19 protein-coding genes are annotated in these 22,410 nt (G+C 74.1%); 7 read left to right on the top strand and 12 right to left on the bottom strand.

What is annotated here, in order from left to right; all coding sequences use genetic code 11:
- The first annotated feature begins 190 nt into the window (after window positions 1-190).
- Window positions 191-970, top strand: a complete 780-nt coding sequence (locus A4A78_RS13320) for an ABC transporter ATP-binding protein (protein WP_062950099.1) — start codon at window positions 191-193, stop codon at window positions 968-970.
- Window positions 970-3,498 (top strand): ABC transporter permease, encoded by a 2,529-nt coding sequence (locus A4A78_RS13315; RefSeq protein WP_062950097.1) that lies wholly within the window; start codon window positions 970-972, stop codon window positions 3,496-3,498. The genes A4A78_RS13320 and A4A78_RS13315 overlap by 1 nt, the downstream gene beginning before the upstream one ends.
- Window positions 3,499-3,702: 204 nt before the next feature.
- Here the strand turns inward: A4A78_RS13315 and A4A78_RS13310 are convergent, their stop codons facing one another.
- Window positions 3,703-4,122, bottom strand: coding sequence for a hypothetical protein (locus tag A4A78_RS13310; RefSeq protein WP_062950095.1), 420 nt, complete (start codon window positions 4,120-4,122; stop codon window positions 3,703-3,705).
- Between the two features lie 340 nt (window positions 4,123-4,462).
- Here A4A78_RS13310 and A4A78_RS13305 point away from each other — a divergent pair, with 340 nt between their 5' ends.
- A complete protein-coding gene (locus A4A78_RS13305; RefSeq protein WP_010549779.1) occupies window positions 4,463-4,711 on the top strand; it encodes a WhiB family transcriptional regulator in 249 nt (82 codons plus the stop codon).
- 156 nt (window positions 4,712-4,867) lie between these two features.
- On the opposite strand, the gene A4A78_RS13300 is transcribed toward A4A78_RS13305, so the two are convergent.
- Window positions 4,868-6,379: a sensor histidine kinase gene (locus A4A78_RS13300; RefSeq protein ID WP_062950093.1), complete on the bottom strand. Its 1,512-nt coding sequence runs from the start codon at window positions 6,377-6,379 to the stop codon at window positions 4,868-4,870.
- Between the two features lie 94 nt (window positions 6,380-6,473).
- Between A4A78_RS13300 and A4A78_RS13295 the strand changes: the two genes are divergently transcribed.
- Complete coding sequence (locus tag A4A78_RS13295; protein WP_062950091.1) at window positions 6,474-6,980, top strand: DUF2505 domain-containing protein; 507 nt, start codon at window positions 6,474-6,476, stop codon at window positions 6,978-6,980.
- 25 nt (window positions 6,981-7,005) lie between these two features.
- Here the strand turns inward: A4A78_RS13295 and A4A78_RS13290 are convergent, their stop codons facing one another.
- Genes A4A78_RS13290 through A4A78_RS13280 form a run of 3 tightly spaced genes read right to left on the bottom strand, consistent with a single transcriptional unit; the run spans window position 7,006 to window position 9,356 of the window.
- Window positions 7,006-7,452, bottom strand: coding sequence for a hypothetical protein (locus tag A4A78_RS13290; RefSeq protein WP_062950089.1), 447 nt, complete (start codon window positions 7,450-7,452; stop codon window positions 7,006-7,008).
- A gap of 12 nt (window positions 7,453-7,464) precedes the next feature.
- Window positions 7,465-8,739, bottom strand: a complete 1,275-nt coding sequence (locus A4A78_RS13285) for a P-loop NTPase (RefSeq protein ID WP_062950087.1) — start codon at window positions 8,737-8,739, stop codon at window positions 7,465-7,467.
- Window positions 8,736-9,356 (bottom strand): SAF domain-containing protein, encoded by a 621-nt coding sequence (locus tag A4A78_RS13280; protein WP_224765239.1) that lies wholly within the window; start codon window positions 9,354-9,356, stop codon window positions 8,736-8,738. Before A4A78_RS13280 ends, A4A78_RS13285 begins: the two co-directional genes overlap by 4 nt.
- Window positions 9,357-9,589: 233 nt before the next feature.
- On the opposite strand from A4A78_RS13280, the gene A4A78_RS13275 reads away from it, so the two are divergent.
- Window positions 9,590-9,829: a helix-turn-helix domain-containing protein gene (locus A4A78_RS13275; RefSeq protein ID WP_062950085.1), complete on the top strand. Its 240-nt coding sequence runs from the start codon at window positions 9,590-9,592 to the stop codon at window positions 9,827-9,829.
- A gap of 113 nt (window positions 9,830-9,942) precedes the next feature.
- On the opposite strand, the gene A4A78_RS13270 is transcribed toward A4A78_RS13275, so the two are convergent.
- The gene (locus A4A78_RS13270; protein WP_062950083.1) at window positions 9,943-10,488 is read right to left on the bottom strand and encodes a hypothetical protein; all 546 of its coding nucleotides are present in this window, start codon (window positions 10,486-10,488) and stop codon (window positions 9,943-9,945) included.
- A 366-nt stretch (window positions 10,489-10,854) separates the two neighbouring features.
- Between A4A78_RS13270 and A4A78_RS13265 the strand changes: the two genes are divergently transcribed.
- The gene (locus A4A78_RS13265) at window positions 10,855-12,006 is read left to right on the top strand and encodes a hypothetical protein (protein ID WP_156488629.1); all 1,152 of its coding nucleotides are present in this window, start codon (window positions 10,855-10,857) and stop codon (window positions 12,004-12,006) included.
- Window positions 12,003-12,404 carry an Rv3235 family protein gene (locus A4A78_RS13260; RefSeq protein ID WP_062950068.1) on the top strand — a complete coding sequence of 134 codons (402 nt, stop codon included), beginning with the start codon at window positions 12,003-12,005 and terminating at the stop codon, window positions 12,402-12,404. Before A4A78_RS13265 ends, A4A78_RS13260 begins: the two co-directional genes overlap by 4 nt.
- Window positions 12,405-12,489: 85 nt before the next feature.
- Here the strand turns inward: A4A78_RS13260 and secA are convergent, their stop codons facing one another.
- From secA to mtrB, 6 genes are all read right to left on the bottom strand, one after another.
- Window positions 12,490-15,468, bottom strand: coding sequence for a preprotein translocase subunit SecA (secA, locus tag A4A78_RS13255; RefSeq protein WP_062950066.1), 2,979 nt, complete (start codon window positions 15,466-15,468; stop codon window positions 12,490-12,492).
- 164 nt (window positions 15,469-15,632) lie between these two features.
- A complete protein-coding gene (locus tag A4A78_RS13250) occupies window positions 15,633-16,886 on the bottom strand; it encodes a winged helix-turn-helix domain-containing protein (protein ID WP_062950064.1) in 1,254 nt (417 codons plus the stop codon).
- 157 nt (window positions 16,887-17,043) lie between these two features.
- On the bottom strand, window positions 17,044-17,721 hold the full coding sequence (gene hpf / locus A4A78_RS13245; protein WP_062950062.1) for a ribosome hibernation-promoting factor, HPF/YfiA family: 678 nt from the start codon (window positions 17,719-17,721) through the stop codon (window positions 17,044-17,046).
- A gap of 185 nt (window positions 17,722-17,906) precedes the next feature.
- Window positions 17,907-18,785 carry a phosphoribosyltransferase family protein gene (locus A4A78_RS13240; protein WP_062950060.1) on the bottom strand — a complete coding sequence of 293 codons (879 nt, stop codon included), beginning with the start codon at window positions 18,783-18,785 and terminating at the stop codon, window positions 17,907-17,909.
- Window positions 18,786-18,929: 144 nt separating this feature from the next.
- On the bottom strand, window positions 18,930-20,630 hold the full coding sequence (locus tag A4A78_RS13235) for an LpqB family beta-propeller domain-containing protein (protein ID WP_062950058.1): 1,701 nt from the start codon (window positions 20,628-20,630) through the stop codon (window positions 18,930-18,932).
- Window positions 20,627-22,405 (bottom strand): MtrAB system histidine kinase MtrB, encoded by a 1,779-nt coding sequence (mtrB, locus tag A4A78_RS13230; RefSeq protein WP_062950056.1) that lies wholly within the window; start codon window positions 22,403-22,405, stop codon window positions 20,627-20,629. Before mtrB ends, A4A78_RS13235 begins: the two co-directional genes overlap by 4 nt.
- Window positions 22,406-22,410: the final 5 nt, after the last annotated feature.

Below are 22,410 nucleotides of genomic sequence, written 5' to 3'. Positions count from 1 at the left end.
CGGCTCGCGGTGCCCTCCCTCGCGCGCCGCACGGCCGGCTGTCGCGGCCGCGTCATCCCTGGGTATGACGGCCTCCCCTCCCTCGGTCTTCTCCGGCCCGCGAGGCCGCGACCGGGGGCTGACGACCGCGGGGCCCGTGCTCGGGAAGCATCGGGATCGACATCATGACCCCGTCGCGAAGGACTTCCCGATGACCACCGCCGCCCAGGCCGCTCCCCCGCCCTCCGCCGACACCTCCGGTGACCGCGTCGCGCTGCGCGCCCGCGCCGTGACCCGCACCTACGGCAGCGGCGTTGGCACAGTCACGGCTCTGGACGCCGCGGACCTCGACATCGCCCGCGGCGCCTTCACCGCGATCATGGGCCCCTCCGGCTCGGGCAAGTCGACGCTGCTGCACGTGCTCGCGGGCCTCGACGAGGTCACCTCCGGCTCGATCGAGCTCGAGGGCACCGAGATCACCTCGCTGCGCGACGACGCCCTGACCCGCCTGCGCCGCGAGCGGATCGGCTTCGTGTTCCAGTCGTTCAACCTCCTGCCGATGCTGACCGCGGAGCAGAACATCCTGCTCCCCCTCGAGCTCGCCGGTACCCGCGTGGACCGCGCCTGGCTGGACACCCTCACCTCCGCCTTCGGCATCGCGGACCGGCTCGACCATCTGCCCTCCCAGCTCTCCGGCGGACAGATCCAGCGCGTGGCGATCTCCCGCGCGCTGGTCACCTCCCCGGCCGTGGTCTTCGCCGACGAGCCGACCGGCAACCTCGACTCCCGCACCACCGAGGAGGTGCTGGACTTCCTGCGCCTCTCGGTGGACGAGTTCGGCCAGACCGTCGTGATGGTCACCCACGAGCGCGACGCCGCCGAGCGCGCCGACCGGATCCTCACCCTCGCCGACGGCCGGATCGCCTCCGACGAGGACCTGCGCGCGACGCGGACCGCGCGCTCCGTGCCTCACGGGCAGGAGCAGCGCTGATGGCCCGCTCCACCGTGAAGCTGACCCCGGTGCGCCGCCACCTCGCCGCGGTCGTCACCATCGCCCTATCCTGCGCCTTCGTCGCGATCATGGTGCTGGCCGGGAACCTGATGCAGGCCTCCCTGCGCTCCCAGGCCTCCCAGATCTACGAGGGCGCGGACCTGGAGATCCAGCGCGAGCTGTCCGACGAGGACTGGGCCTCCGAGGAGCCGCTGCCGGCCCCCGAGGTCGAGGGCGCCGAGGCCGTGTGGCCCGCGCCCCGCAGTTATCTCGAGGCGAGCTCGACCACCGGCAGCGGCTTCTTCGAGGCCACCATGCTCCCGCCCGGGGAGGACGACGCCCTCGAGGAGGGCTCCGCCGCCGGCACCGAGTCCGAGATCGTGCTCTCCCGCTCCGCCGCCGACGCCCTCGAGGCGGGGGTCGGCGACCCGATCACCGTGGAGGGCTCCGGCCCGGCCCCCGGCGGGGACCCGGCGCAGGAGGCGCAGCGGACCCTCACCGTCTCCGGCATCGCCGCCGACCCCGCCGGCGCCGTCTTCGGCGGCACCCCGCGCCTGATGCTCCAGGACGTGAACGCCGCCGCCCTGCTCGGGCCGACCGCCGGGACGACCACCGACACCTGGCTCGCCACGGTCCCCGACGGCGAGGACCCCGCCGCGGTGGCCGAGGCCGCCTCGGCCTCCGCCGCCGAGGGCATCACCGTGCGCGGCGTCGAGGAGGCCGAGGAGGAGGCCGCCGGCTCCTTCATGCAGGGCTTCGGAGCGCTCGGGATGATCCTCGGCGTGTTCGTGGTGATCGCCCTGTTCACCAGCGCCGTCGTCATCGCGAACACCTTCGCGGTCACGCTCGCGCAGCGCACCCGCTCCCTCGCGCTGCTGCGCACCCTCGGCGCGACCCGCGCCCAGGTCCGCTCCGTGGTGCTGCGCGAGTCGCTGCTGGTCGGGCTGCTCGGCGCGGCGGTCGGCGTGGTCGCCGGGCACCTGCTGGTCCAGGCCGCGCTCGCGGGCGCCGCCGGGCTCGGCTGGCTGAACGGCGTCGCCCCGGTGCCGGTGAGCCTGTGGTCGGTGCTGCTTCCGCTGCTGGCGGGCGTCGCGATCACCGTGCTCGCGAGTCTCGCCCCGATGCGCTCCGCCACCCGGGTCGCGCCGCTGCAGGCGCTGCGCCCGCAGCCGCCCGCCGTCACCCGCGGGCTCGGTGTGCGCGGCGTGCTGGGCCTGGTGGCCGTGGTGCTCGGCGTGGCCGCGCTCGTCGGCGGGACCGCGCTGGCCATGAACGGGGTCGCCGCGCTCGGCATCCTCGCGGCGATCGGCGGAGGCGTGCTGAGCTTCACCGGCGTGATGCTCGTGCTCGTCACGCTCACCCGGCCCCTCGCGGCCCTCGCCGCCCGGCTCGGGGCGCTGCTGGGCGGGCTGCCCGCCCGGATCGCCGGGGCGAACGTGGCCCGCAATCCGCGCCGCAGCGCGGCGACGATCGCGGCCCTCCTGATCGGCACCACGCTCATGACGATGATGACCGTCGGCGCCCGCACCGCGGAGGCGACCCTGACCTCGGAGCTCGACTCCCGGCGCCCGATCGACCTGGTCCTGTCCGCGGAGGCGATGCCCGAGGACGCCGCCGAGCAGGTCGCCGCGATCGAGGGCATGGATGCCGCCCACGCCGGCGAGCGCGGGGACGTCGAGGTCGGCGCCGGCGAGCCGATGACCCTGTACTCCGCCACCCGCGAGACGGTTCGGGAGGTCTCCCACCGTCCCGAGATGGCGGACGAGCTCGCCGACGGCACCGTGCTGCTCGGGCAGGAGCGGGCCGAGCGCTTCGGCGTCCACGACGGCCAGGTCCTCTCCCTCGAGGGGGCCGACGGACAGAGCCACGACCTGCGCGTCCAGGTGGACGCGAACCTGCAGATGTCGCTGGTGACCCCGGCGACGCTCGAGCAGCTCCTCGGGGAGGGGACCACCCCGGTCGTGCTCGCTGACTTCGCCGATCCCGGCACCGCCGAGCGCGAGGGGATCGACGTGTTCGAGCTGATCTCCTCGGTCGACGAGCTCTCCGCCTCCGAGGGCTTCGAGGGGGCCAGCAGCGATCCCGGCGGCGCCGAGCGCGAGTCCTACGCGCAGATCCTCGACATCCTGCTGGGCATCACCGTTGCGCTGCTCGCGGTCGCGGTGCTCGTCGCCCTGGTCGGGGTCGCCAACACGCTCAGCCTCGGCGTGGTCGAGCGGACCGGGGAGAACGCGCTGCTGCGCGCCCTGGGCACGACGCGCCGGCAGATGCGGGCGATGCTCGGCTGGGAGGGCGTGCTGCTCGCCGCGGTCGGCGCCGTGCTGGGGCTGCTGATCGGGTCCCTCTACGGCGTGCTCGGGATCACCGCGCTGCTGGGCTCGACCTATCCGGTCTCGATCACGATCCCCTGGGACCGTCTCGTGATCGTGCTGGTGCTGGCCCTCGCCGCCGGGGCGCTTGCGTCGGTCCTGCCGGGCCGCGCCGCCGCGCGCACCGCCCCGGCCGCCGCCCTCGCCTCCGCGGAATGAGGCGCTGAGGGCACACGGCCGACGGCGCGGGCACGCGATCAGCGCCGCGGGGCCCGTCGGACGACCGTCGTCCGACGGGCCCCGACCGCTGTCGGAGGCGGATCCGCCCGCGCAGCGCGCTCGACGGGCACGAGTCGGCTGCTCCTCGGACGGGCCCGCGCGTCCGGGACGAGGAACGGCGGAGCGGGAGCGGCCCGGCGGCACTCAGTCCAGGCGCGAGGGCAGGGGCGTGGAGCGCACCAGCCGAGCGAGGACCACGAAGGTCGCGATCGCGAGGACCAGCGCGATCATGCCCTGCCAGACCATGCCGGAGCTGATCATGCTGGCCCCCACCAGGGCCTGGAACATCTGCCAGGTGATCCCGAAGCCGATCCCGAACCGGCCCTTGGCCAGCACCGAGCGGGCGGCGAGGGCGGTGCCCGCGGCGAACAGCAGCAGGAAGACCCCCAGCCCCACCCCGAGCCGGGCGGTCATCCCGCCGCCGGAGGCCGCCACGAAGCAGAAGGTGGCCGCGGCCACCAGCACGAGCGTCTCGACGCCGAGCAGCAGCGCGGCCCGCGGACGGGTGCGCGGACCGGGGTCCTCGGCGTCGGCGGGACGGGTGCTGTCGGGCGCGGTGGGCATGGGGGCACTGTATCCGCCGCGACCCCTGTGCGATCTCGAGCGCCCGTGACATCTCGAGCACCTGGTGGCAACGGCTTCGTGCCCGGCATCACCTCCCGATCGCGACTTCTCGCGACGGTGTGGGAAGTGCCACCAGGCCCGGCGGTCCAGGCTCTTGTCGAGGTCGTCAGGAGCCGCAGAGAATGGAGAACGGCTCGTCCCGCCGAGGCCGTCCGGTGCACAGCGCACCAGGCCGAGCGTCGACGGCCGCAGAACCCGAGAACGCCCCACAGGGAGCGACCCTCGCCGCGCCTCGCCCCTGCGGGGGCAGGGCGCGACGTCCTGGAAAGAGAGAGTGACGATGGACTGGCGCCACCGTGCCGAGTGCCTCAACCATGATCCCGAGCTGTTCTTCCCGATCGGGAACACCGGACCGGCGATCACGCAGATCCAGGAGGCGAAGGCGGTGTGCCAGAAGTGCGACGTCATGACGGCGTGCCTCAAGTTCGCCCTCGAGTCCGGTCAGGACTCGGGCGTCTGGGGCGGCCTGTCCGAGGACGAGCGCCGCTCCCTCAAGCGCCGCAACGCGCGCGCCCGCCGCGCCAGCTGACCCCTCGCCTGCGGCGCGCCTCCTCAGCGTCGCAGGCCGCCCCCGGGGCCGTGCCGCGAGCCGCTCCCGGGGCTGCGCCGCGGGCCACCGCCGCGGCAGTGCCGTCGGCCTCCCCCGAGACCCTCGCCGAGCACCCCGGGGCTCCGTACCTCCCCCTCAGATCGTGAGCGGGTCGAGGTAGACGTCCACGATCGCGCGGGTCCCGCCCTCGCCTCGGTCCTCCCAGGTGAGCGTGCCGCCGAGCTGCCCCTGCACCAGCGTGAGGGCGATGTTCGTGCCGAGACCGGTCGGCTTCGCCGCTCCCATGCCGTTGCCGTCGTCCTCGATGCAGATCACGAGATGGGAGCCCGTCCGCTCGCTGCGGATCGTGAGCGTCCCGCCGGTCTCGGAGAGCCCGTGCTCGACCGCGTTGGTCGCCAGCTCGGTCACCACCAGGGCGAGCGGCGTCGCCTCCTCGGCGCGGATCGTGCCGACCCGCCCGATCTTCTCCGTGCGCACCTCGACCTGCCCGTCGGTCAGACGCGGGCTGCCCGCCCGGTGCACGGTCGCGCTCGCCGCGTCGACGGCGAGGCGCAGGCACCGGTCGATCACCTCGTCGAAGTGGACCGCCTCCTCCGAGCCCTGCAGCAGCGACTCGTGCACGAGCGCGATCGTGGAGACGCGCCGCATGGCCTCGGCGAGCGCCTCCCTCGCCTCGTCGGTCTTCATCCGCCGCGACTGCATCCGCAGCAGCGCCGCGACGGTCTGAAGGTTGTTCTTCACCCGGTGGTGGACCTCGCGGATCGTCGCGTCCTTGGTGATCAGCTCCCGCTCCCGACGCCGCAGCTCGGTCACGTCGCGCACCAGGATCACGGCGCCGGTGCGCTTGCCGGCATCGGTCAGCGGCACGGCCCGCAGGGACAGGGTGCCGCCCCGGGCCTGCATGTCCGAGCGCCAGGCCGCCCGCCCCATCAGCACCAGCGGCAACGACTCGTCCACGGGGCTGCGGGACTGCAGCACCTCGGTGGACAGCTCCGCGAGGGTGGTCCCGGTCATGTCGCCGGCGATCCCGAAGCGGTGGAAGGCGGAGCGGGCGTTCGGGGAGGTCCACTGCACCACTCCCGCCTCGTCGAGCTCGACGACCCCGTCGCCCACGCGGGGCGCGCCGCGGCGGGGCGGGATCGGGGCTCCCTCGATGGGGAACGCCCCGTGCTGGAGCATCGTCAGCAGGCGCGCGCCGAGCCGGCGCTGGTGGGTCTCGTTGTCGCTCGGGTCGTTGTCGGACTCGGGCGCCTCGGCGGCGAGGACGGCCAGGGTGCGGCCGTTCTTGCGGACCGGGACCATCACGCCGGTGGCGCTGCGGCCCTCGCGCTCGATCCGGGTGGGCTCCTCGGAGGGCTCGCCCCCGGCCAGCAGCCGGGCGATCTCGGCGCCCTCGGCATCCTCCGCGCCGTCGACCCCGACGGTGCGCACGGTCCCGACGGGATCCTCGTAGTAGACGGTCGATCCGGTCGCCGGGCGGCAGTGCGCGACGGCGAGCGGGCCGTCGTCCTCCGCCAGCCACAGCACGAGATCGGAGCGCAGCAGATCGGACAGGAGGTTCCAGTCCCCGACGAGGTGCTGGAGCCAGTCCGCCTCCTTCTCGGTGAGGGCACGGTTGTCGGCGAGGAACTTGGACAGGCTCGGCATGGGGCCAGGATATGCGTCGGTCCCGGGGTGAGCGCGAATCGCCCGCCCGGCCTGCTCTAGGCTGACGCGGACATCTCCCGAGGGAAGGACCCCGATGAAGCTGCGCGAGACCCTGCACCTGCCCCTTCCGGCCCGTTCGGCCGCCGCGATGTACGCCGATCCCGAGTACGCGACGGTCCGTCGGGAGACGCTCGGTGCGAACGAGGCGACCTCGCACGTCGAGGGCGATCCCGCCGGGGCGTTCACGGTCACCACCGAGCTGGTGCTGCCCACGGACCGGGTCCCGGACATCGTCCGCCCCTTCGTGGGCGCCTCCGTGACGGTGAAGGAGGTCCAGTCCTGGTCCACTCCCGAGCCCGACGGCTCCCGCACCGGCACGATGCGCCTGGACGTGGTGGGGACCCCTGCCGGCCTGACGGGGACGCTGCGCCTCGCGGCCCTGGACCAGGCTCGCAGCGACGTCGAGATCGATGGGGACCTGGTGGCGAAGGTCCCGCTGCTGGGGTCGAAGATCGAGAAGGCCGCCGTGCCGTACGTGTCCACGGTGCTGCGGGCCGAGGAGCGCTCCGCCGCGGCCTACCGGGACCGCTCGGGCGACTGAGCCGGGCTCGTCCGGGCCGGGCCGGTCAGCCGGCGGCCTCGGCCCCGTCGAGATAGGCGAGGGCCTCGCGCGCCTCGGCGACGTCGAACCACAGCAGGGCGGGATCGGTGTCGTCGGCCTCGGCCGCGGCGGCGTCGAGCTCGGTGACGTGGAAGCTCGCGATCCGCGCCGAGGCGGGGGCGCCCAGGAGGATGCCGAAGGCTCCTCCGTCGTCGGCGTCGCCGATCGCCGCATCCGGCACGTCCAGGGCGATCACCATCGCGCGCTGCGTCGGGGATCCGGCGCCGTAGGCGACGTGGACGGCGTCCTGCAGCGCCTCGTACTCGAGGTCCTCGAGATCCTCGCCGGGGAAGTCCCGCTCGGCCGACGCGGTGACGGCCCAGGCCGCACGTCCCGCAGTGAGCTCGAGGCGGGTGCTCGCGAGCTCGAGGGAGGCGCGATCCGGTGCGGTCAGCGGCAGGTAGATCCTCATGCCGTCATCCTCTCACCGGCGGGCGCGCTCAAGCACGCGCTCCCTCCAGCCGCGCGCCGGTGCCGGGGACGCTCCCGCCTCCGGCTCTCCGCCGGCTCCGTCCTCCGCGGCGGCGGGGACGAGCATCGAGGCGGCGATGTCGCGCAGCCCGCGGCGCAGGGGCGAGCGGGGCGCGGCCTCGCTGAGCAGCGCGCCGTCCCACACGGCGGTGCGGCAGGCGACGGGGTCGTCGGGGAGCAGGTGCAGGGAGTTGACCTGCATCCGGGAGGCGATCAGGTCGCGCAGCCGGTCGCCGGGGACCGGCGCACCGACCCGGTTGACGATGACGTGCAGCTCCTCAACCCCGAGCTCCTCGAGGCGGCTGTGGTCCCGCAGCAGCCGCGTGATGCTCACGGGATCGGCGCCGACCACGGCGATCACGGCGTCGGCGGCCTCGAGCGTGCTGAGCGCGGCGGAGTTCCGCTGCGGCGCGGCGGTGTCGTAGCTGAGCTCCTCGTCCTCCTCGAGCACGGGGCCGATGTCGGCGATGACGGTCTCGCCGCGGCGTCGCAGCGCGTTCCACACCCCGTCCATCGCCCCGCGACGCAGCTCCGCCCACCGGCCGGGCACGCCGATGCCGGAGAGCAGGCGCAGGTGGGGCTGCACGACGGGCAGGAGCGCGTCGAGCGTCTCCTCGGTGAGGGTGTCGCGGTCGTGGGCGCGGGCGGCGGCGACCAGTCCGGGCGCCTCGTCGAGCACGCCGAGGAGCTGGCTGAGGGAGGGGCCGTAGGTGTCGGCGTCCACGAGCACCGTGCCGTGCCCGGCCAGAGCGGTCTCCGCGGCGAGGTTCGCCGCAATGGTCGAGCGCCCCGGGGCACCGGTCGGCCCCCACACTGCCACCAGGCGTCCCGTCTCCTGCGCCGGCTCCGCGGCCGCCTCCTGCACCCAGTCATCGTGCTCCTCCCCGCCGGAGACCGCGGCGGTGACCGCGGCGAGGATCTCGTCGATCGGGGCGTCGGAGCTGAGCACGTGGCGCAGGCCCACGGTGGTGGCCTCGGCCTCCTCGCGGGAGCGCAGCCCGATCACCGCGGCGCCGCGGAGCATCGTGGCGACGGCGTCGCGGCTGAGCCCTCGCACGGAGAGGTCCACGAGGACCACGTCCCCGATGCCCGCGGAGACGACCGCGAGTGTCTCGGTGAGATCCGCACAGCGGCGCACGACGCGCGCGGGGCGGGAGCGGTCCATCGCGAGGTCGTGGACGATGCGGACCTCGTCGCTGCCCGAGGCGCACAGGACGATGTCGATCACGGCGTGACCCCGTGGGCGCCGGGCACCCCGATCACGTCGAGGCGCTCGTCCTGGGAGAGGACCTCGAGCACCGCGGCGAGGTCGTCGGCCGGCACGAGGACCTCCACCGACATCGAGCGCATGCCGAGCGAGCTCCCCTCGTCGATGCGGCGCACCACGGCGTCGGGCACGAGCAGCTCGGCCTCTCCGGTGCCGCCGTCGTCGACCGACGGCGAGGTGTGCCACAGCTCGACGGAGGAGCCCGGCACCACGGACTCGGCGACCGTCGCCTCCACCGGGATCACCACGGGCCGCAGCGGCACGTCCTGGCTCTGCCCCACCGCGGAGACGGGGACCAGCTCCCCCGCCTGGACGGTCTGCGTGGCGACCGCGCCCTCGGGGATCGCCTCGAGGGTCCCGACGTACTGCTCACGGTGGTCGCCGAGCCGGAGCTCGACAGTGGCGAGATCGGCGCTCTCCAGCGGATCGCCCGGCACGATCGGACCGCGCGCCACGAGCACGGACGTCGTGGCGGAGAGCCGGGAGACGAGCAGCGCCCCCATCAGCACGCTCGCCAGCACGAGCACGATCCCGACGATCAGCCGAGGATCCTTCCATCTCGGCGCGCGCAGCCTCATCACCGGTGCAGTGGCCCCCACAGCTGTCCCCCGTCCCCCTCGTCCGTCCCCTGGTCGTCGGCACGCTCGCGGCGCGCCTCCCGGGAGATTACGGCAGTCGCGCCCTCGATGGGGGCGGTCCGCCCCGACTGTGGACAACCGGCTCGGCGCGTTCGTCCACAGCGCCCTCTGCCTGTCAGCTCGGGGATGAGAGACTGGGTCGACCCGCTCGTCCCGGCCCGGAAGGATCGTCGATGCCGCCACGCTTCGTCCCGCTCTCCGATGTCGCGGAGACGCTGTCGATCTCGGCCTCGCAGGCGTACGCCCTCGTGCGCTCGGGCGAGCTGCGCGCGATCAAGGTGGGCGGCCGAGGCCAGTGGCGGGTCGAGGTCACCGAGCTCGAGTCCTACATCGAGCGGAGCTACCGGCGCACGGAGGCGCTGCTCGAGGAGGAGCGCGCGCTCGAGCGCGACGCGGCCGAGGGGCGCTCCTGACCGTCCCGGCGATCTCCGACGACCGCTGCTGAGCTGGCTCAGAACGCTCCCCGTCAGCGAGGGCTCTCCCGCGCCGCACCCGCCCGCCCGGGCCGGCGCCGCACCGGTTCCCTTCAGCGCGGCAGCACCGCGAGCAGGGACGACATGGTCACCGTGAGCCGGGCGGAGCCGGGCACACTGCTGGACTCCCCCGTCGGCAGCGACAGCACGTCCACCGCATCCGCACCGACACCGGCGATCCTGCCGAGCACGGTGCCCGCGGTCGTCTCCAGGCGCACGACGCTCCGGTCCCGCGCGATCTCGCGCAGCACCGACCCCAGCCCCAGCGGCGAGCGCAGCGACTCCTCCGCCGGTCGGGCCCGCGAGGAGAGGCCCTCCACGATGCCGATCGCGGCGAGCGGCACGACGGCGCGCTGAGCAGTGCGGACCTCGCGCAGCGAGACCCACTCGGCGCCGACCTCCTCCACGGTCCCCGCCAGTCGCAGCCCCGCCCCGACGTGCAGGGTGAGCTCGCGCCGGCCCGCACCGCGGAGCCGGTCGGCCAGGGTCAGCTGAGCGCGCTCGGCACGCGCGAGGTCCTCGGAGACGGCCCGCAGCTCCTCCTGCTCATGGTGCTCGAACCGTCCCTCGAGGTCCTCGAAGATCCTCTCGAAGCGCATGGGCCCACTGTAGGGCGCGCCGAGCGACGGCCGGACCTGGACGGCACATCGGGGACGAGGACACGTCCGAGCGGGGCCACGGACCGGTCCGCCGGGAGCGGGTCGCGTCCGTCAGGGCAGGGTCGCGTCCGTCAGGACGGGGTCGTGTCCGACGGGGCGAGGTCCCGTCCGCCTGGGAGGGGGCGACCTCCCCTCCCCAGCCGGCCCGGATCAACAGCGTCACCTCGAGCAGTTGCGGCCTGCATCACATCGGGCTACCTTTCCTCATATGCGATCCAGTCGCATCAAACTGCATCAAACGACACCATCGAGATGAACGGCGATCGGGGAGTCCGACGCCGCGGAGCATGAGGCGAGGGGAAGGCCATGGGGGACCGGGGACGGGAGCAGGCAGCACAGGGAGCGGGGGCCTCGTCGCTGGGCGCCGTCGCCGCCGCCGGAGGTGCGGTCGCGATGGCCCAGGCGGCGAGGATGCTCGGGGGCAGCGCGGGCAGCGCGCACGGCGAGGAGCAGCTGATCGGCTGGGTCCTCGTGGGCCTGGCCGGCGCGGGGGCGCTGCTGTGCCTGTACCTCGCCGTGATCTGGGGGCTCGCCGCAGCGATCCTCCTGGCCGGTCCCGCGGGTCGGATCGGCCGGATGCTCTTGCCGGCCCTGCGGGTGCTGGCCCCGCGCCTCGCCCGCCGCCTGAGCATGGGGGCCGCGGTCGCCACCGCCGCCACCGGGCTGGTGCTCGGTCCGGCGCTGGCCAGCGAGCAGCTCCAGCTCGAGGAGAGCGCCCCGACCACGTCCCAGACCTCGCAGGAGCTCCCAGCTGACGACCCGGCGACGCCGGAGCCCGAGGATCCCGAGGAGTCCGGCGCCGGGGAGCCCCTCCCCTCGCTCGGATGGGGCGGAGACCCCGCACCGACCGCCGAGGAGCCGGCGACGAGCCCCGCCCCCGACGAGCAGGGCGACGAGCACCCGACGACCGCGCCCGCGCGGCCCTCCGACGAGGACACGCCGCAGGAGACGGGCACCGAGGGAACCCGTGCGCCGGAGGGGGCACAGGAGTCGCCGCGCCCCGAGAGCCCCGACGACGAGGCGTCCCCGGACAGCTCCGAGACCCCCGACGGGGCAGGTGCCCCGGACGCCTCGGAGGCATCGGACACCCCGGCGGCCCCGGCGCAGGACTCCCCCGAGACGCCATCCGCCGCGGGCTCGCCCTCGCCGGTGACCGGGAGTGCGCAGCCGTCCGAGGGCGGGGACGGTGCAGGTGGCACGGATGAGGACGCGGGCGATGCCGGGGACGACGGGAGCGCTCCCCCGCCGAGGACCGTGGTCGTCCAGAAGGGCGACACGCTGTGGTCGCTGACGGACGACGTGCTCGGCCCCGGACCGGACGACCCCGCGCTCCTGGCGGAGGCCTGGCCCCTGCTGCACCAGGAGAACCGTGACGTGATCGGCGAGGATCCCGATCTGCTGGTCCCCGGCCAGGTGCTCACCGTGCCGGCCGCCCTCGACGAGGAGGCCCGGTCATGAGCACTACCGATCAGCGCCCCGCCGACGCCGCGCTCCGGGCCGCCTCCCGAGCACCCGAGGATCCTCTGATCGTGGAGCAGATGGTCGCACCGGTGGCTCGCCGGGCCGTCGAGATCATCCGGGACATGCGGCCGACGAACGCGCTGTCGCGGCTGGTCACACCCGAGATCGCGCAGGTCATGTCGCGTCGGGCGGCGCTCACCCGCCGCCTGCGGGCCTCGACGGGATACGCCCCGCCCCGGCAGCTGCAGGTCACGGGCGTGCGCACCTGCGTGGTCAACGAGCGCACGGTCGAGGCCAGCTGCGTGCTGCGCGAGCCGGATCGTGCCCGCTTCCTCGCCATGCGCTGGGAGCTGCGGCACTCCGGATGGAGGGTGACCGTCCTCGAGATCGGCTGAGACCCGAGACGGGGTGACACTCGAGAGCGGAGGGAAGAGCCCCGGGCCACATGGCCCGGGGCTCTTCCCTACGACGTCGGCGCGATCAGCCCTTGCGGCGTCGGCCCGAGCGGCGCTGCGCCCGGTTCAGGCCGTCGCCCTGCGGAGCGCCCTCGGGCTTGTCCGAGACGGTGTTCGCGGCGGCCGCGTCCTCGCCGCGCGCACGGCGACGGCGCTGGGCGCGGGTGAGCGTGCCGGAATCCTGGACGTCGCTGCCCTCGGCGGAGCTGTAGCGCAGCTGGCGCTCGTTCGGCCCGTCGTCGAGCCCCTTGGCGCGCAGCACGACGGAGCTCTCCGCCTTCAGCTGGTCCTCGGCCTCCGCGGCCTCCGCCTCGGCGGAGCCGGTGTCCTCGGAGCCGCTCCGTGCGGACTCGTTCGACTCGACGTCCGCGTCCTTCTCCTCCGCCGTCGTCGCAGGCTGCGCTCCGGCCTTCGCGCCGGCACCGGCCTCGACGGCGGCCGCGGCCTTGGCGCCTGTCCGGCGCAGCAGATCCGAGACGGCCTGGGGGACGACGGGCTTGGCCTGCTCGACCTGAACCTCGAGGTTGTAGACGTAGCCGACCACGTCCTCCTTCACCCCGGCCATCATGTCGTTGAACATGAGGTGGCCCTCGCGCTCGTACTCGATGAGCGGGTCGCGCTGGGCCATGGCGCGCAGTCCGATGCCCTCCTTGAGGTAGTCCATCTCGTAGAGGTGCTCGCGCCAGCGGCGGTCCATCACCGACAGCAGCACACGGCGCTGGAGCTGGTGCAGCCCCTCCTCGCCGAGCTCCTCCTCGCGCTTCTCGTAGGCGACCTTCGCGTCGGCGAGGATCTCCTGCTTGAGCTCGCTCGCCTCGAGGTTCTCCTTGCCGCCCACCTCGTCGATGACGTCCTGCGGGGTGAGGGAGACGGGATAGGCCGGACGCAGCGCGCCCCACAGCTCCTCGAGGTCGACGTCCTCGCCGGGCTTGCCGGCGGTGTGCGCGTCGACGGTGCCGCCGATGACCTCCTCGATGAAGCGCTCGATGTGCGCATCGAGCTCCTCGCCCTCGAGGATGCGCGCACGCTCCTCGTAGAACTTCCGGCGCTGCTTGGTCAGGACGTCGTCGTACTTCAGGACGTTCTTGCGGATCTCGGCGTTGCGGGACTCGATCGAGTTCTGTGCGCGCTGGATCGCGCCGGAGACCATCCGCCCCGTCAGCGGGATCGACTCGTCCACCCCGCCGCGGGCGAGCAGCGACTCGGCGGCGCCCGAGTTGAACAGGCGCATCAGGTCGTCCTGGAGCGAGAGGTAGAAGCGGGACTCCCCCGGGTCGCCCTGTCGGCCGGAGCGGCCGCGCAGCTGGTTGTCGATGCGGCGCGACTCGTGCCGCTCGGTGCCCAGCACGTACAGGCCGCCGAGCTCGACGACCTCGTCGTGCTGCTCGGCCACGGCCTGCTTCGCGCGCTCGATCTCCTCGTCCCAGGCGGCCTCGTAGGCCTCCGGGTCCTCCTCGGCGTCCAGGCCGCGCTTCTCGAGCTCTGCATGCGCCATGAACTCGACGTTGCCGCCGAGCATGATGTCGGTGCCGCGGCCGGCCATGTTGGTCGCGACGGTGACCGCGCCCTTGGCGCCGGCCATCGCGACGATCGCCGCCTCGCCGGCGTGGTTCTTGGCGTTGAGCACCTCGTGGGCGACGCCCTGGGCGTTCAGCAGCTTCGAGAGGTACTCGGACTTCTCCACGCTGGTGGTGCCCACGAGGACGGGCTGGCCCTTCTCGTGCCGCTCGACGATGTCCTCGACGACCGCGTCGAACTTCGCCTTCTCGGTGCGGTAGATGCGGTCGGCCTGGTCCACGCGCTGCATCGGGCGGTGCGTGGGGATCGGGACCACGCCGAGCTTGTAGGTGTTCATGAACTCGGCGGCCTCGGTCTCGGCCGTGCCGGTCATGCCCGAGAGCTTCTCGTAGAGCTTGAAGTAGTTCTGGAGGGTGATCGTGGCGAGGGTCTGGTTCTCCGCCTTGATCTTCACCCCCTCCTTCGCCTCGATGGCCTGGTGCATGCCCTCGTTGTAGCGGCGGCCGGCGAGGATGCGCCCGGTGTGCTCGTCGACGATCATCACCTCGCCGTTGAGGACCACGTAGTCCTTGTCGCGCTTGAACAGCTCCTTGGCCTTGATGGCGTTGTTCAGGAACCCGATCAGCGGGGTGTTCAGCGACTCGTAGAGGTTGTCGATGCCGAGGTGGTCCTCGACCTCGTCGATCCCCGACTCGAGCACGCCGACGGTGCGCTTCTTCTCGTCGACCTCGTAGTCGCGGTCGCGGCGCAGGTGGGTGACGACCTTCGCGAACTCGCTGAACCACTTGTTCGCGTCACCGGAGCCGGGGCCGGAGATGATCAGCGGGGTGCGGGCCTCGTCGATGAGGATCGAGTCGACCTCGTCGACGATCGCGAAGAAGTGACCGCGCTGGACCCGCTCCTCCGGGGAGAGGGTCATGTTGTCGCGCAGGTAGTCGAAGCCGAACTCGTTGTTCGTGCCATAGGTGATGTCGGCGGCGTACTGCTCGCGGCGCTCCGCCGGGGTCATCCCGGACTTGATCACGCCGGTGGTCAGGCCCAGGGTGCGGAAGACGCGGCCCATCAGGTCGCTCTGGTAGCCGGCGAGGTAGTCGTTGACCGTCACGACGTGCACGCCCTTGCCGGCGAGCGCGTTGAGATAGGCGGGGAGGGTCGCGACGAGGGTCTTGCCCTCACCGGTCTTCATCTCGGCGATGCGGCCGCGGTGCAGGGCGGCGCCGCCCATGATCTGCACGTCGTAAGGGCGCTGGCCGAGGGTGCGGTGCGCGGCCTCACGGACGGCCGCGAACGCCTCGACCTGGATTTCGTCAAGGGTCTCGCCGTCCTCGAGGCGCTGCTTGAAGTGGTCGGTCTCGGCGCGCAGCTCGTCATCGCTGAGCTCCGAGAAGACGTCCTCCGCCTCGCCCACGCGCTTCGCGATGGATTCGAGCCTGCGGACCTCCCGGCCTTCACCGGCGCGCAGGATCTTGTCGAAGAGGTTGGCCACTCGTGTGCTCCCGTAGATGGTGGGGACGTCCCCATGGACGGCTGATGCCCGACCCATCGTAAGCGTCGTCGCCCGTGGAGGAGAGCACCTGCGGGTCTCCTCACGCACCCGGGCGGGGTCGGCCGGGCCGCGGCGCGGGACCTGCACCGCTCCGCGCGGCGGGTTCAGCTCGCCGCGATCACGGCGGCGAGGGGGCGGGAGAGCTCCCCCGTCCCCTCCCCGGTGCGCACCTCGACGGCCTCGAGGCCCTGCCAGCGCGCGGCCCGGTCCAGCTCCTCGGCGAGCGCGGCGACGACGCGGTCCGCGCCCGGCCGCTGCCGGGCGGGAAGGTGCGGGAGCGGTTCGGCGAAGACGCCGCGCACCTCCAGCACCCCGCGCTCGCGGTCCGCGCGCAGGTCGGTGCGCGCCGGGATCACGTCCCCGAGCAGGAGGAGCAGGGAGTAGTAGCCGGTGGTGCGCTGCGGGGCGGGGGTGTAGATGCCGATGCGGTACTCGACGTCGAAGAGGTGCTCGAGCCGGGGCCGGTGGAAGACGATCGGGTCGAAGGGGCTGACCAGGGCGGTCGTGCGCAGCGGGCTCGGGCCGGGCGCGTCGCGGTGGAGGAGCATGGTGCGGGCCGCTGCGGGGTGGGCGACCTCGACCTCGGTCAGCTCGCCGCGCGCGAGCATCTCGTCGATGGCGGGCCGCACCTGGCCGATCCGGAGACGGAAGTAGTCGGCGATCGCACCCGGGTCGGAGACCCCGAGCGAGCGCGTGGCGAGGGCCGTCAGACGGGCGACCGCCTCCGCCTCGGGGACGGGCGGCTCCTCGCGCGGGGGCGCCGGCGTGTAGAGCCGCTCGAACTGGGAGTTGCGGCCGACGCAGTCGAGCTCCCCGCTGCGGAAGAGGTACTCCACGGCCCACTGGCTGCGGGTGCGCCGCCATCCCCAGCCCTCGCCCCGCTCGGTGTCGCCGAGGTGGCGGGAGAGGGCGGCCGCGCTCGCGGGGCCGATCTCGGCAAGCGCCTCTCGGACCTGGGGGAACAGGTGCGGGGAGGTGGTGGCGATCTCGCGGATCACACCCCAGTCCCGCTCGGAGGTGGCGCGGCGGCGGAAGTCCAGCAGGGAGTGGACCTCCTCGGTCGTGAACGCGGCCTCGTGGGCGAGGGTCTCGCGGACCAGGCGGGAGCGGCCGGGCCGGGAGGCGCGGTCGAGGGCGGCGGGGTCCCAGATCCCGGTGCGGGTGAAGACCGGCAGGTGGTGGGCGCGGGCGAAGACGCTCACGGAGTCGATCTGCAGCAGGTGGGTGCGCTCCAGGGTGCGGACGAGTGCGCGCCTGCTCCCGGCGGCCGACGGCATCTCGTCGCGGCGCGCGCCGCCCATCCCCTGGGCGCGCAGCGCGATCCGGCGGGCCGCGGTCCAGCTCAGCGCGTCGGCCACGGCGCGCTCCGTCCCCCATGCCCCCGATGCGGTCCTCGGCCGCGCCGCACTCGCCGGCCCCTGCATCGCCCCGAGGGCGGTGGGTGGTGTCCCGGGCGCACGGACGGGCGGGAGGACATCTCGCGATGCCCTCCCGCCCTCTGGAGCAGGTCCCGGATCAGGACGCCTTCTGCTCCCCGTCGAGCTCGATCACGCCGTAGCTCCAGCCCTTGCGGCGGTAGACCACCTTGGGGTTGCCGGACTCGGCGTCGACGAACAGGAAGAAGTCGTGGCCGACGAGCTCCATGTGGTAGAGCGCGTCGTCGACGCTCATGGGCTTGGCGGTGTGCTTCTTCTCGCGGATGATCACGGGGCTGCCCGCCTCGGCCAGGTCGGCCTCGCGGGCCTCGCGGGTCTCGCCGGGCTCGGGGGCCTCGGTGCTCTCGGCGGCCGGTTCCTCGGCCGGTCGCAGCGACTCGGGCATCTCCTGGTCCGCGGGCATGGTGCGCAGGCTCGCGCCGGTCCCCTGATGGGCGCGGTCGCGTCCGCGGCGATGGTCCTTGCGCCGGTCACGGGCGCGGCGGAGTCGTTCGAGGAGCTTGCCGTAGGCGATGTCGAGCGCGCCGTAGAGGTCGTCGGCACGGGCCTCGGAGCGGATCACCGCGCCGTTCTCGTGCACGGTGAGCTCGACCCGGTCGCTGAGCTCGGCCTGACGGGGGTTCTTCTCCTGCGAGACCTCCACGTCGACGCGGAGCGCCGCGGGAGCGAACTGGGTGACCTTGTCGAGCTTCTCGGTGAGATGACGGCGGAAACGATCCGGGACGTCCATGTGACGTCCGACGACATTGATCTCCATGAGTGGTTTCTCCTCCTGTCCGGGTGCGGCCGCTCGGAGCCCGGCCGCGATGGCTCTTGGTCGGGGTGCGCACCTCCTGATCGAGGACTGCTCGCCCATGTGTGGCGAGGAACACCAAGCATGCCACGTTTCCCTCAGCGTTTCCTGGCCATCCGTCCCGAGGTTCCCGTCCGTGCGCGTGCTGTTCACCCGGGTTCGTCCGCTTCGCCCGGCCCCGGGGGCGCTTCGCCCGGTCCCGGGGACGCGACGACCCCGGGCACCCGCGCGGAGGCGATCACGGCCGCGCCGAGCACCTCGATCCCCTCCGCGTCGAGCGCCTCGTGCATGCCGCGCAGCGTCGCGCCGGTCGTGACGACGTCGTCGACGACGATCACCGGGGCGTCCAGGGCGCGGGCGCGCCGCGCCTGCGCGGGGTCCAGGCGGATCCGCCGCAGCCTCCTGGCCCGGGCTCCGCGTCCCTCCTGCCCGGTGGTCGGTGCGGCGCGCAGGAGGAGTGCGCGCCCGGCGCCCTCCCGAGCGAGCGCCCGCACGAGCTCGGCGGTGTGGTCCTCCCCGCGGCGCAGCCGGGCCGCCGGCCGGGAGGGCACCGGGACGAGGAGGGGCTCGGCGACGCCCGATCCCTCCGCGAGCCGCCGCACCGCGGGGGCGAGTCCTGCGGCCAGCGCCCCGCACAGGTGCAGCATCCCGCCGTTCTTCCAGGCGAGCACGAGCCGCTGCAGGTCTCCCCCGTACTCGCCGAGCGCGAGCACGGGCAGGAGCGGGCTGTGGTCCACGCCCGCGGGCAGGAGCAGCCCCTCCCGGCTCTGCTCCCGCACCCGGGCGGCGCTGAGCACCTGGAGCGCATCGCAGCAGGCGTCGACCCGCAGCGGCGAGGCCTGCAGCAGCGCCGCGCAGTCCGGGCAGAGCCGGGTGCCGTCCCGGCCGCAGGGGCAGCTGCGCGGCGCGACGAGGGAGCAGGTCTGCGCGGCGACCTCCGCGAGCAGGGCGAGCGCGCGGTCGGCCCGACCGGTCCCCTGGGCGGGCCGCGTGCGAGGAGAGGCGTGCCGTGGTGCTCCGCTGTGCATGGGCCGATCCCAGCACCGGGAGCGTCCCGGCACGAGCGGCGGGGCCGCGCGGTGGACAGGACGGTGCTGGGGAGGGGAGGTCAGCGAGGGGGCGCGGCTCAGGCGACGTCAACGGCTCGGATGACGTCATCGGCTCGCACGACGTCAGTAGAACCCCGGATCGCGGCCGGACACCTCGACGCCGCGCCAGCCCTCGCCGTCGGTGCGGCGCAGGTTCCCCTCCGCGTCGGCGGCCCAGACCGTCTCGGCCACCACGGAGCCCGTCAGCCGCACGGTGCCGGGCGGCGGGGTGGGCAGCGGCTCGATGGTGCCGGAGAGGTCCTGCAGCTGCGCGCGCAGCTCGCCGGTGCCGGGATCGGTCCCGAGCACCACGACGGTGCCCTCGTCGTACCAGCTGACCTGCCGCACGTCGGCGAAGAAGGTGCGCACCAGGATCGGCTCTGTGAGGGCGGAGGGGACGCCCTCGGCGTCGCGCACCACCGCGCACAGCTCGAGCCGGCCCTCGCCCGCCTCGTCGGAGAGCACCAGCATCCGCGTGTCGTCGGCGGCGATGTCCAGGGCGCGCACCTCGCGTCCGGCGAGCCAGGGCGCATCGACCTTCGCGTCGTGCTCGGCGCCCTTGCCCGACAGGGCCAGCAGCGCGCCCGCGCTCGAGCCGACGGAGGTCCACACCCAGCCGGCGCCGTCGATGCGGGGAGGGACGAATCCCGTGCCCGTCGCGGCCTCGCGCAGCGGGACCGAGCCGTCGGTCGAGGCGATCAGCACCTGCGCGCCGTCGAGGCTGCGAGCGGCGGCGAGCCCACCGTCGGGGGCGATCGCCGGGGAGGCGATCTCCTGTCCGGCAAGGTCGGGGACGAGCTGCGGCGGGTCCGCGCTGCCGGGATCGGCCAGGGAGATCACGCCGGTGGGTCCGGCGGCGATCGGCCGGTGCCCCGGCAGAGCCCGCTCCACCCGGCCGTCCTCCTCGAGCGACAGCTCCCTGCCGTCCTGCACGAGGCGCACCACCGAGAGGCTGCGCAGGGAGCGCAGCGAGGACTCCAGCTGGGACAGGGCCAGGCGTCGCGGCTCCGCGGCCAGTCCCGTGATCGCGGTGGGCACCTCGACCTGGGCGGTGCCGTCGGCCCCGCTCTCCACCTCGGCGTCCGTGAGGTCGGAGCCGTGGGGGATCTGGCTGCCCACGGCGCCCTCGAGGAAGCCCGCCGGCCCTGCGGCGAGGCCCTCGAGCACCGCCGTGGCGCCGCGCCGCAGCGGCAGCCAGCGGTGGTCGGGCACGAGATGCCGCTCCCGGGCGTCGAGGAAGTACAGGCGCGCCGGGGAGTAGAGGGTCTCGAACGCCGCCTCGGAGAGGAAGATCCCGTCGGGCACCTCGCTCAGGCGCCACTGGTCCTCGACCTCCTCCACCGCGACGGCGAGCTCCTGCGGGGTGGGGCCGGCGAGCGCGCTGCGCACTCCGCGGGCATCGACCACGGCGACCACCTGCAAGCCGAGCACCAGGCGTCCCTCGCTCTCCTCGCGCACCTGCAGCTCCTGGCTGCCCGAGTAGATGGTGATCCGGGCCTCGGGGTCCCAGCCGGCGCTCGCCTCCTCGGTGAGATAGGCGCGGGCGACGGCGAAGTCGTCCTCGGAGCCGACGCCGGCCTGGACGAAGCCCGCCAGGACCTCCTGGGCGGTCGCGCCGTCGGCCGGGGGCAGGGCGCGCACGTAGGGCGCTCCGGGATGGGAGCTGCCGGTCAGGGTGCGGCTGTCGATCCCGGAGTCGACGGGGATGCGGGCGCAGCCTGCGCCGAGGCCCAGCAGGGCGGCGGCGCCGAGGGCGTGCAGCACGGTGCGGCGGTCGGGTCTCATCGTGCTCCTGCGTCCTTCTCCTCGGCCGCGGCGTCCTCGGCCGGTCCCTCCCCCTCGGGGTGCCGGGCCGCGACGTCCTCGCCGGCGGGATGGTCGAGGTCGGTGGTGTCGAGATCGGGCAGCAGGTCGGGGCCGATGCGGATCTCGCCGGTCGGCGTCGGGGAGACGGCGGCGTCGGCGAGGGCGCGGTCGAAGGGGCGCTCCAGCCGCAGCGGGGAGCGGACCAGCTCGGTGCCGGGGCGTCGCGGGAGCGTGAGCCGGAAGACCGCGCCCTCGCCCTCCTGCCCCCAGGCCTGCAGCCAGCCGCCGTGCAGATGGGCGTCGGAGGCGGAGATCGACAGGCCGAGCCCCGTCCCGCCGAGGGTGCGGGCGCGGGAGGGGTCCGCGCGCCAGAACCGGTCGAAGACGCGCCGGGCGTCCTCCGGGGAGATGCCGTGGCCGAAGTCCTGCACCACCACGGCGACGGCGTCCTCGTCGCCCGCGGTCTGGACCAGCACCGGGCTGCCCGCGCCGTGCTCGATCGCGTTGGTCAGCAGGTTCCGCAGGATCCGGTCCACCCTCCTCGCGTCGACGACCGCAGTGGAGGCTCCCTCGCCGAGGCGCACGTCCAGCAGGCAGCCGCGTGCCCCGGCGAGCGGGCGCACGTCCTCGACCGCGCGCATGACCAGCGCGTCCATGTCCTCGCGCAGGGCCTCGAGCTGCGCAGCGCCCGCGTCGAAGCGGGAGATCTCCAGCAGGTCCGCCAGCAGCACCTCGAAGCGCTGCACCTGCGCGGCCAGCAGCTCGGTGGTGCGCTGCAGCTCCCCGGGCAGCTCCTTGCGGCGCGAGTCCAGCACCGAGGAGGCCATCCGGATCGTGGTCAGCGGGGTGCGCAGCTCGTGGGAGACGTCGGAGACGAAGCGCTGCTGGACGCGGGAGAGCTCGGTGAGGTCGTCGACCTTCTGCTCGAGGCTGCGGGCCATGTCGTTGAAGGACTCCCCCACCCTGGCGAGCTCGTCGGCGCCCGCGACCTCGACACGGCTGGTGAGATCCCCGGCGGCCATCCGCCCGGCGGCGTGCGCGGCGCGCTTGAGCGGGGTGGTGACCATGCGCGCGATGGCGATCGCGATGCCGAGGATGAGGCTGAGCAGCACGAGCCCTCCGCCGAGGATCACGCGCTGGACGAAGGCGAGGGTCTCCTGCTCCTCCTGGAGGGAATAGATGAGGTACAGGTCGTAGGAGCCCGCTCCGGGCACCACCACCCGGGTGCCGACGAGCAGCGCGGGCTCGGTGCGCCCCGTCTCGTCCTCCCTCCCGATCGAGCGCCAGGAGACGGCGTCGGGCTGTGCGGCGACGGCGGTCGCGAACTCGTCGTCGACCTCGTCGAAGAGGGTCCGGTCGGAGGAGGCGACCGGGAAGACGGTCCCCGTCGTCTCCACGGGCACGAGCGCGACCTCGCGGCGGTCGCCGCCGCCCTGCCCGCCCGTGGACTGCACGAACGCGCTGACCGCGTCCTGCTGCTGGGTGCTGGTCGCGCCGGAGAGCTGGGCGAGGGACTCCCCCAGCTCGTCGCGCACCTCGACCGTCTCCTCGAGGACCCGGTCGCGGCGCTGCTCGTAGAGCCCGTCGGCGATGACGGTGGAGAGATAGGCGCCGACGGCCAGCAGCGCCAGCGTCGACAGCAGCGTCGTCACCAGCACGACCCGCAGCGCGAGGGACCAGCTGCGCGGGTCCGCGGCCTGCCGGAGACGGTCGCGCCGGGACGCCGGGGGCCGGCTCCCCTCCGGAGCGCTCACCGCGG

Origin of the sequence: Brachybacterium sp. sponge, assembly GCF_001613775.1 — a bacterium.
GTDB classification, from domain to species: domain Bacteria; phylum Actinomycetota; class Actinomycetes; order Actinomycetales; family Dermabacteraceae; genus Brachybacterium; species Brachybacterium conglomeratum.
Note: the sequence above shows the minus strand (reverse complement) of the source record. Positions and strands in the feature narration are given on the sequence as shown.

What these genes read in the sequence shown, in the direction of transcription:
- A4A78_RS13320 (WP_062950099.1), top strand. Translation starts at nt 191, where the DNA reads ATGACCACCGCCGCCCAGGCCGCTCCCCCGCCCTCCGCCGACACCTCC.
- A4A78_RS13315 (WP_062950097.1), top strand. Translation starts at nt 970, where the DNA reads ATGGCCCGCTCCACCGTGAAGCTGACCCCGGTGCGCCGCCACCTCGCC.
- A4A78_RS13310 (WP_062950095.1), bottom strand. Translation starts at nt 4,122, where the DNA reads ATGCCCACCGCGCCCGACAGCACCCGTCCCGCCGACGCCGAGGACCCC.
- A4A78_RS13305 (WP_010549779.1), top strand. Translation starts at nt 4,463, where the DNA reads ATGGACTGGCGCCACCGTGCCGAGTGCCTCAACCATGATCCCGAGCTG.
- A4A78_RS13300 (WP_062950093.1), bottom strand. Translation starts at nt 6,379, where the DNA reads ATGCCGAGCCTGTCCAAGTTCCTCGCCGACAACCGTGCCCTCACCGAG.
- A4A78_RS13295 (WP_062950091.1), top strand. Translation starts at nt 6,474, where the DNA reads ATGAAGCTGCGCGAGACCCTGCACCTGCCCCTTCCGGCCCGTTCGGCC.
- A4A78_RS13290 (WP_062950089.1), bottom strand. Translation starts at nt 7,452, where the DNA reads ATGAGGATCTACCTGCCGCTGACCGCACCGGATCGCGCCTCCCTCGAG.
- A4A78_RS13280 (WP_224765239.1), bottom strand. Translation starts at nt 9,356, where the DNA reads ATGAGGCTGCGCGCGCCGAGATGGAAGGATCCTCGGCTGATCGTCGGG.
- A4A78_RS13275 (WP_062950085.1), top strand. Translation starts at nt 9,590, where the DNA reads ATGCCGCCACGCTTCGTCCCGCTCTCCGATGTCGCGGAGACGCTGTCG.
- A4A78_RS13270 (WP_062950083.1), bottom strand. Translation starts at nt 10,488, where the DNA reads ATGCGCTTCGAGAGGATCTTCGAGGACCTCGAGGGACGGTTCGAGCAC.
- A4A78_RS13265 (WP_156488629.1), top strand. Translation starts at nt 10,855, where the DNA reads ATGGGGGACCGGGGACGGGAGCAGGCAGCACAGGGAGCGGGGGCCTCG.
- A4A78_RS13260 (WP_062950068.1), top strand. Translation starts at nt 12,003, where the DNA reads ATGAGCACTACCGATCAGCGCCCCGCCGACGCCGCGCTCCGGGCCGCC.
- hpf (WP_062950062.1), bottom strand. Translation starts at nt 17,721, where the DNA reads ATGGAGATCAATGTCGTCGGACGTCACATGGACGTCCCGGATCGTTTC.
- A4A78_RS13240 (WP_062950060.1), bottom strand. Translation starts at nt 18,785, where the DNA reads ATGCACAGCGGAGCACCACGGCACGCCTCTCCTCGCACGCGGCCCGCC.
- A4A78_RS13235 (WP_062950058.1), bottom strand. Translation starts at nt 20,630, where the DNA reads ATGAGACCCGACCGCCGCACCGTGCTGCACGCCCTCGGCGCCGCCGCC.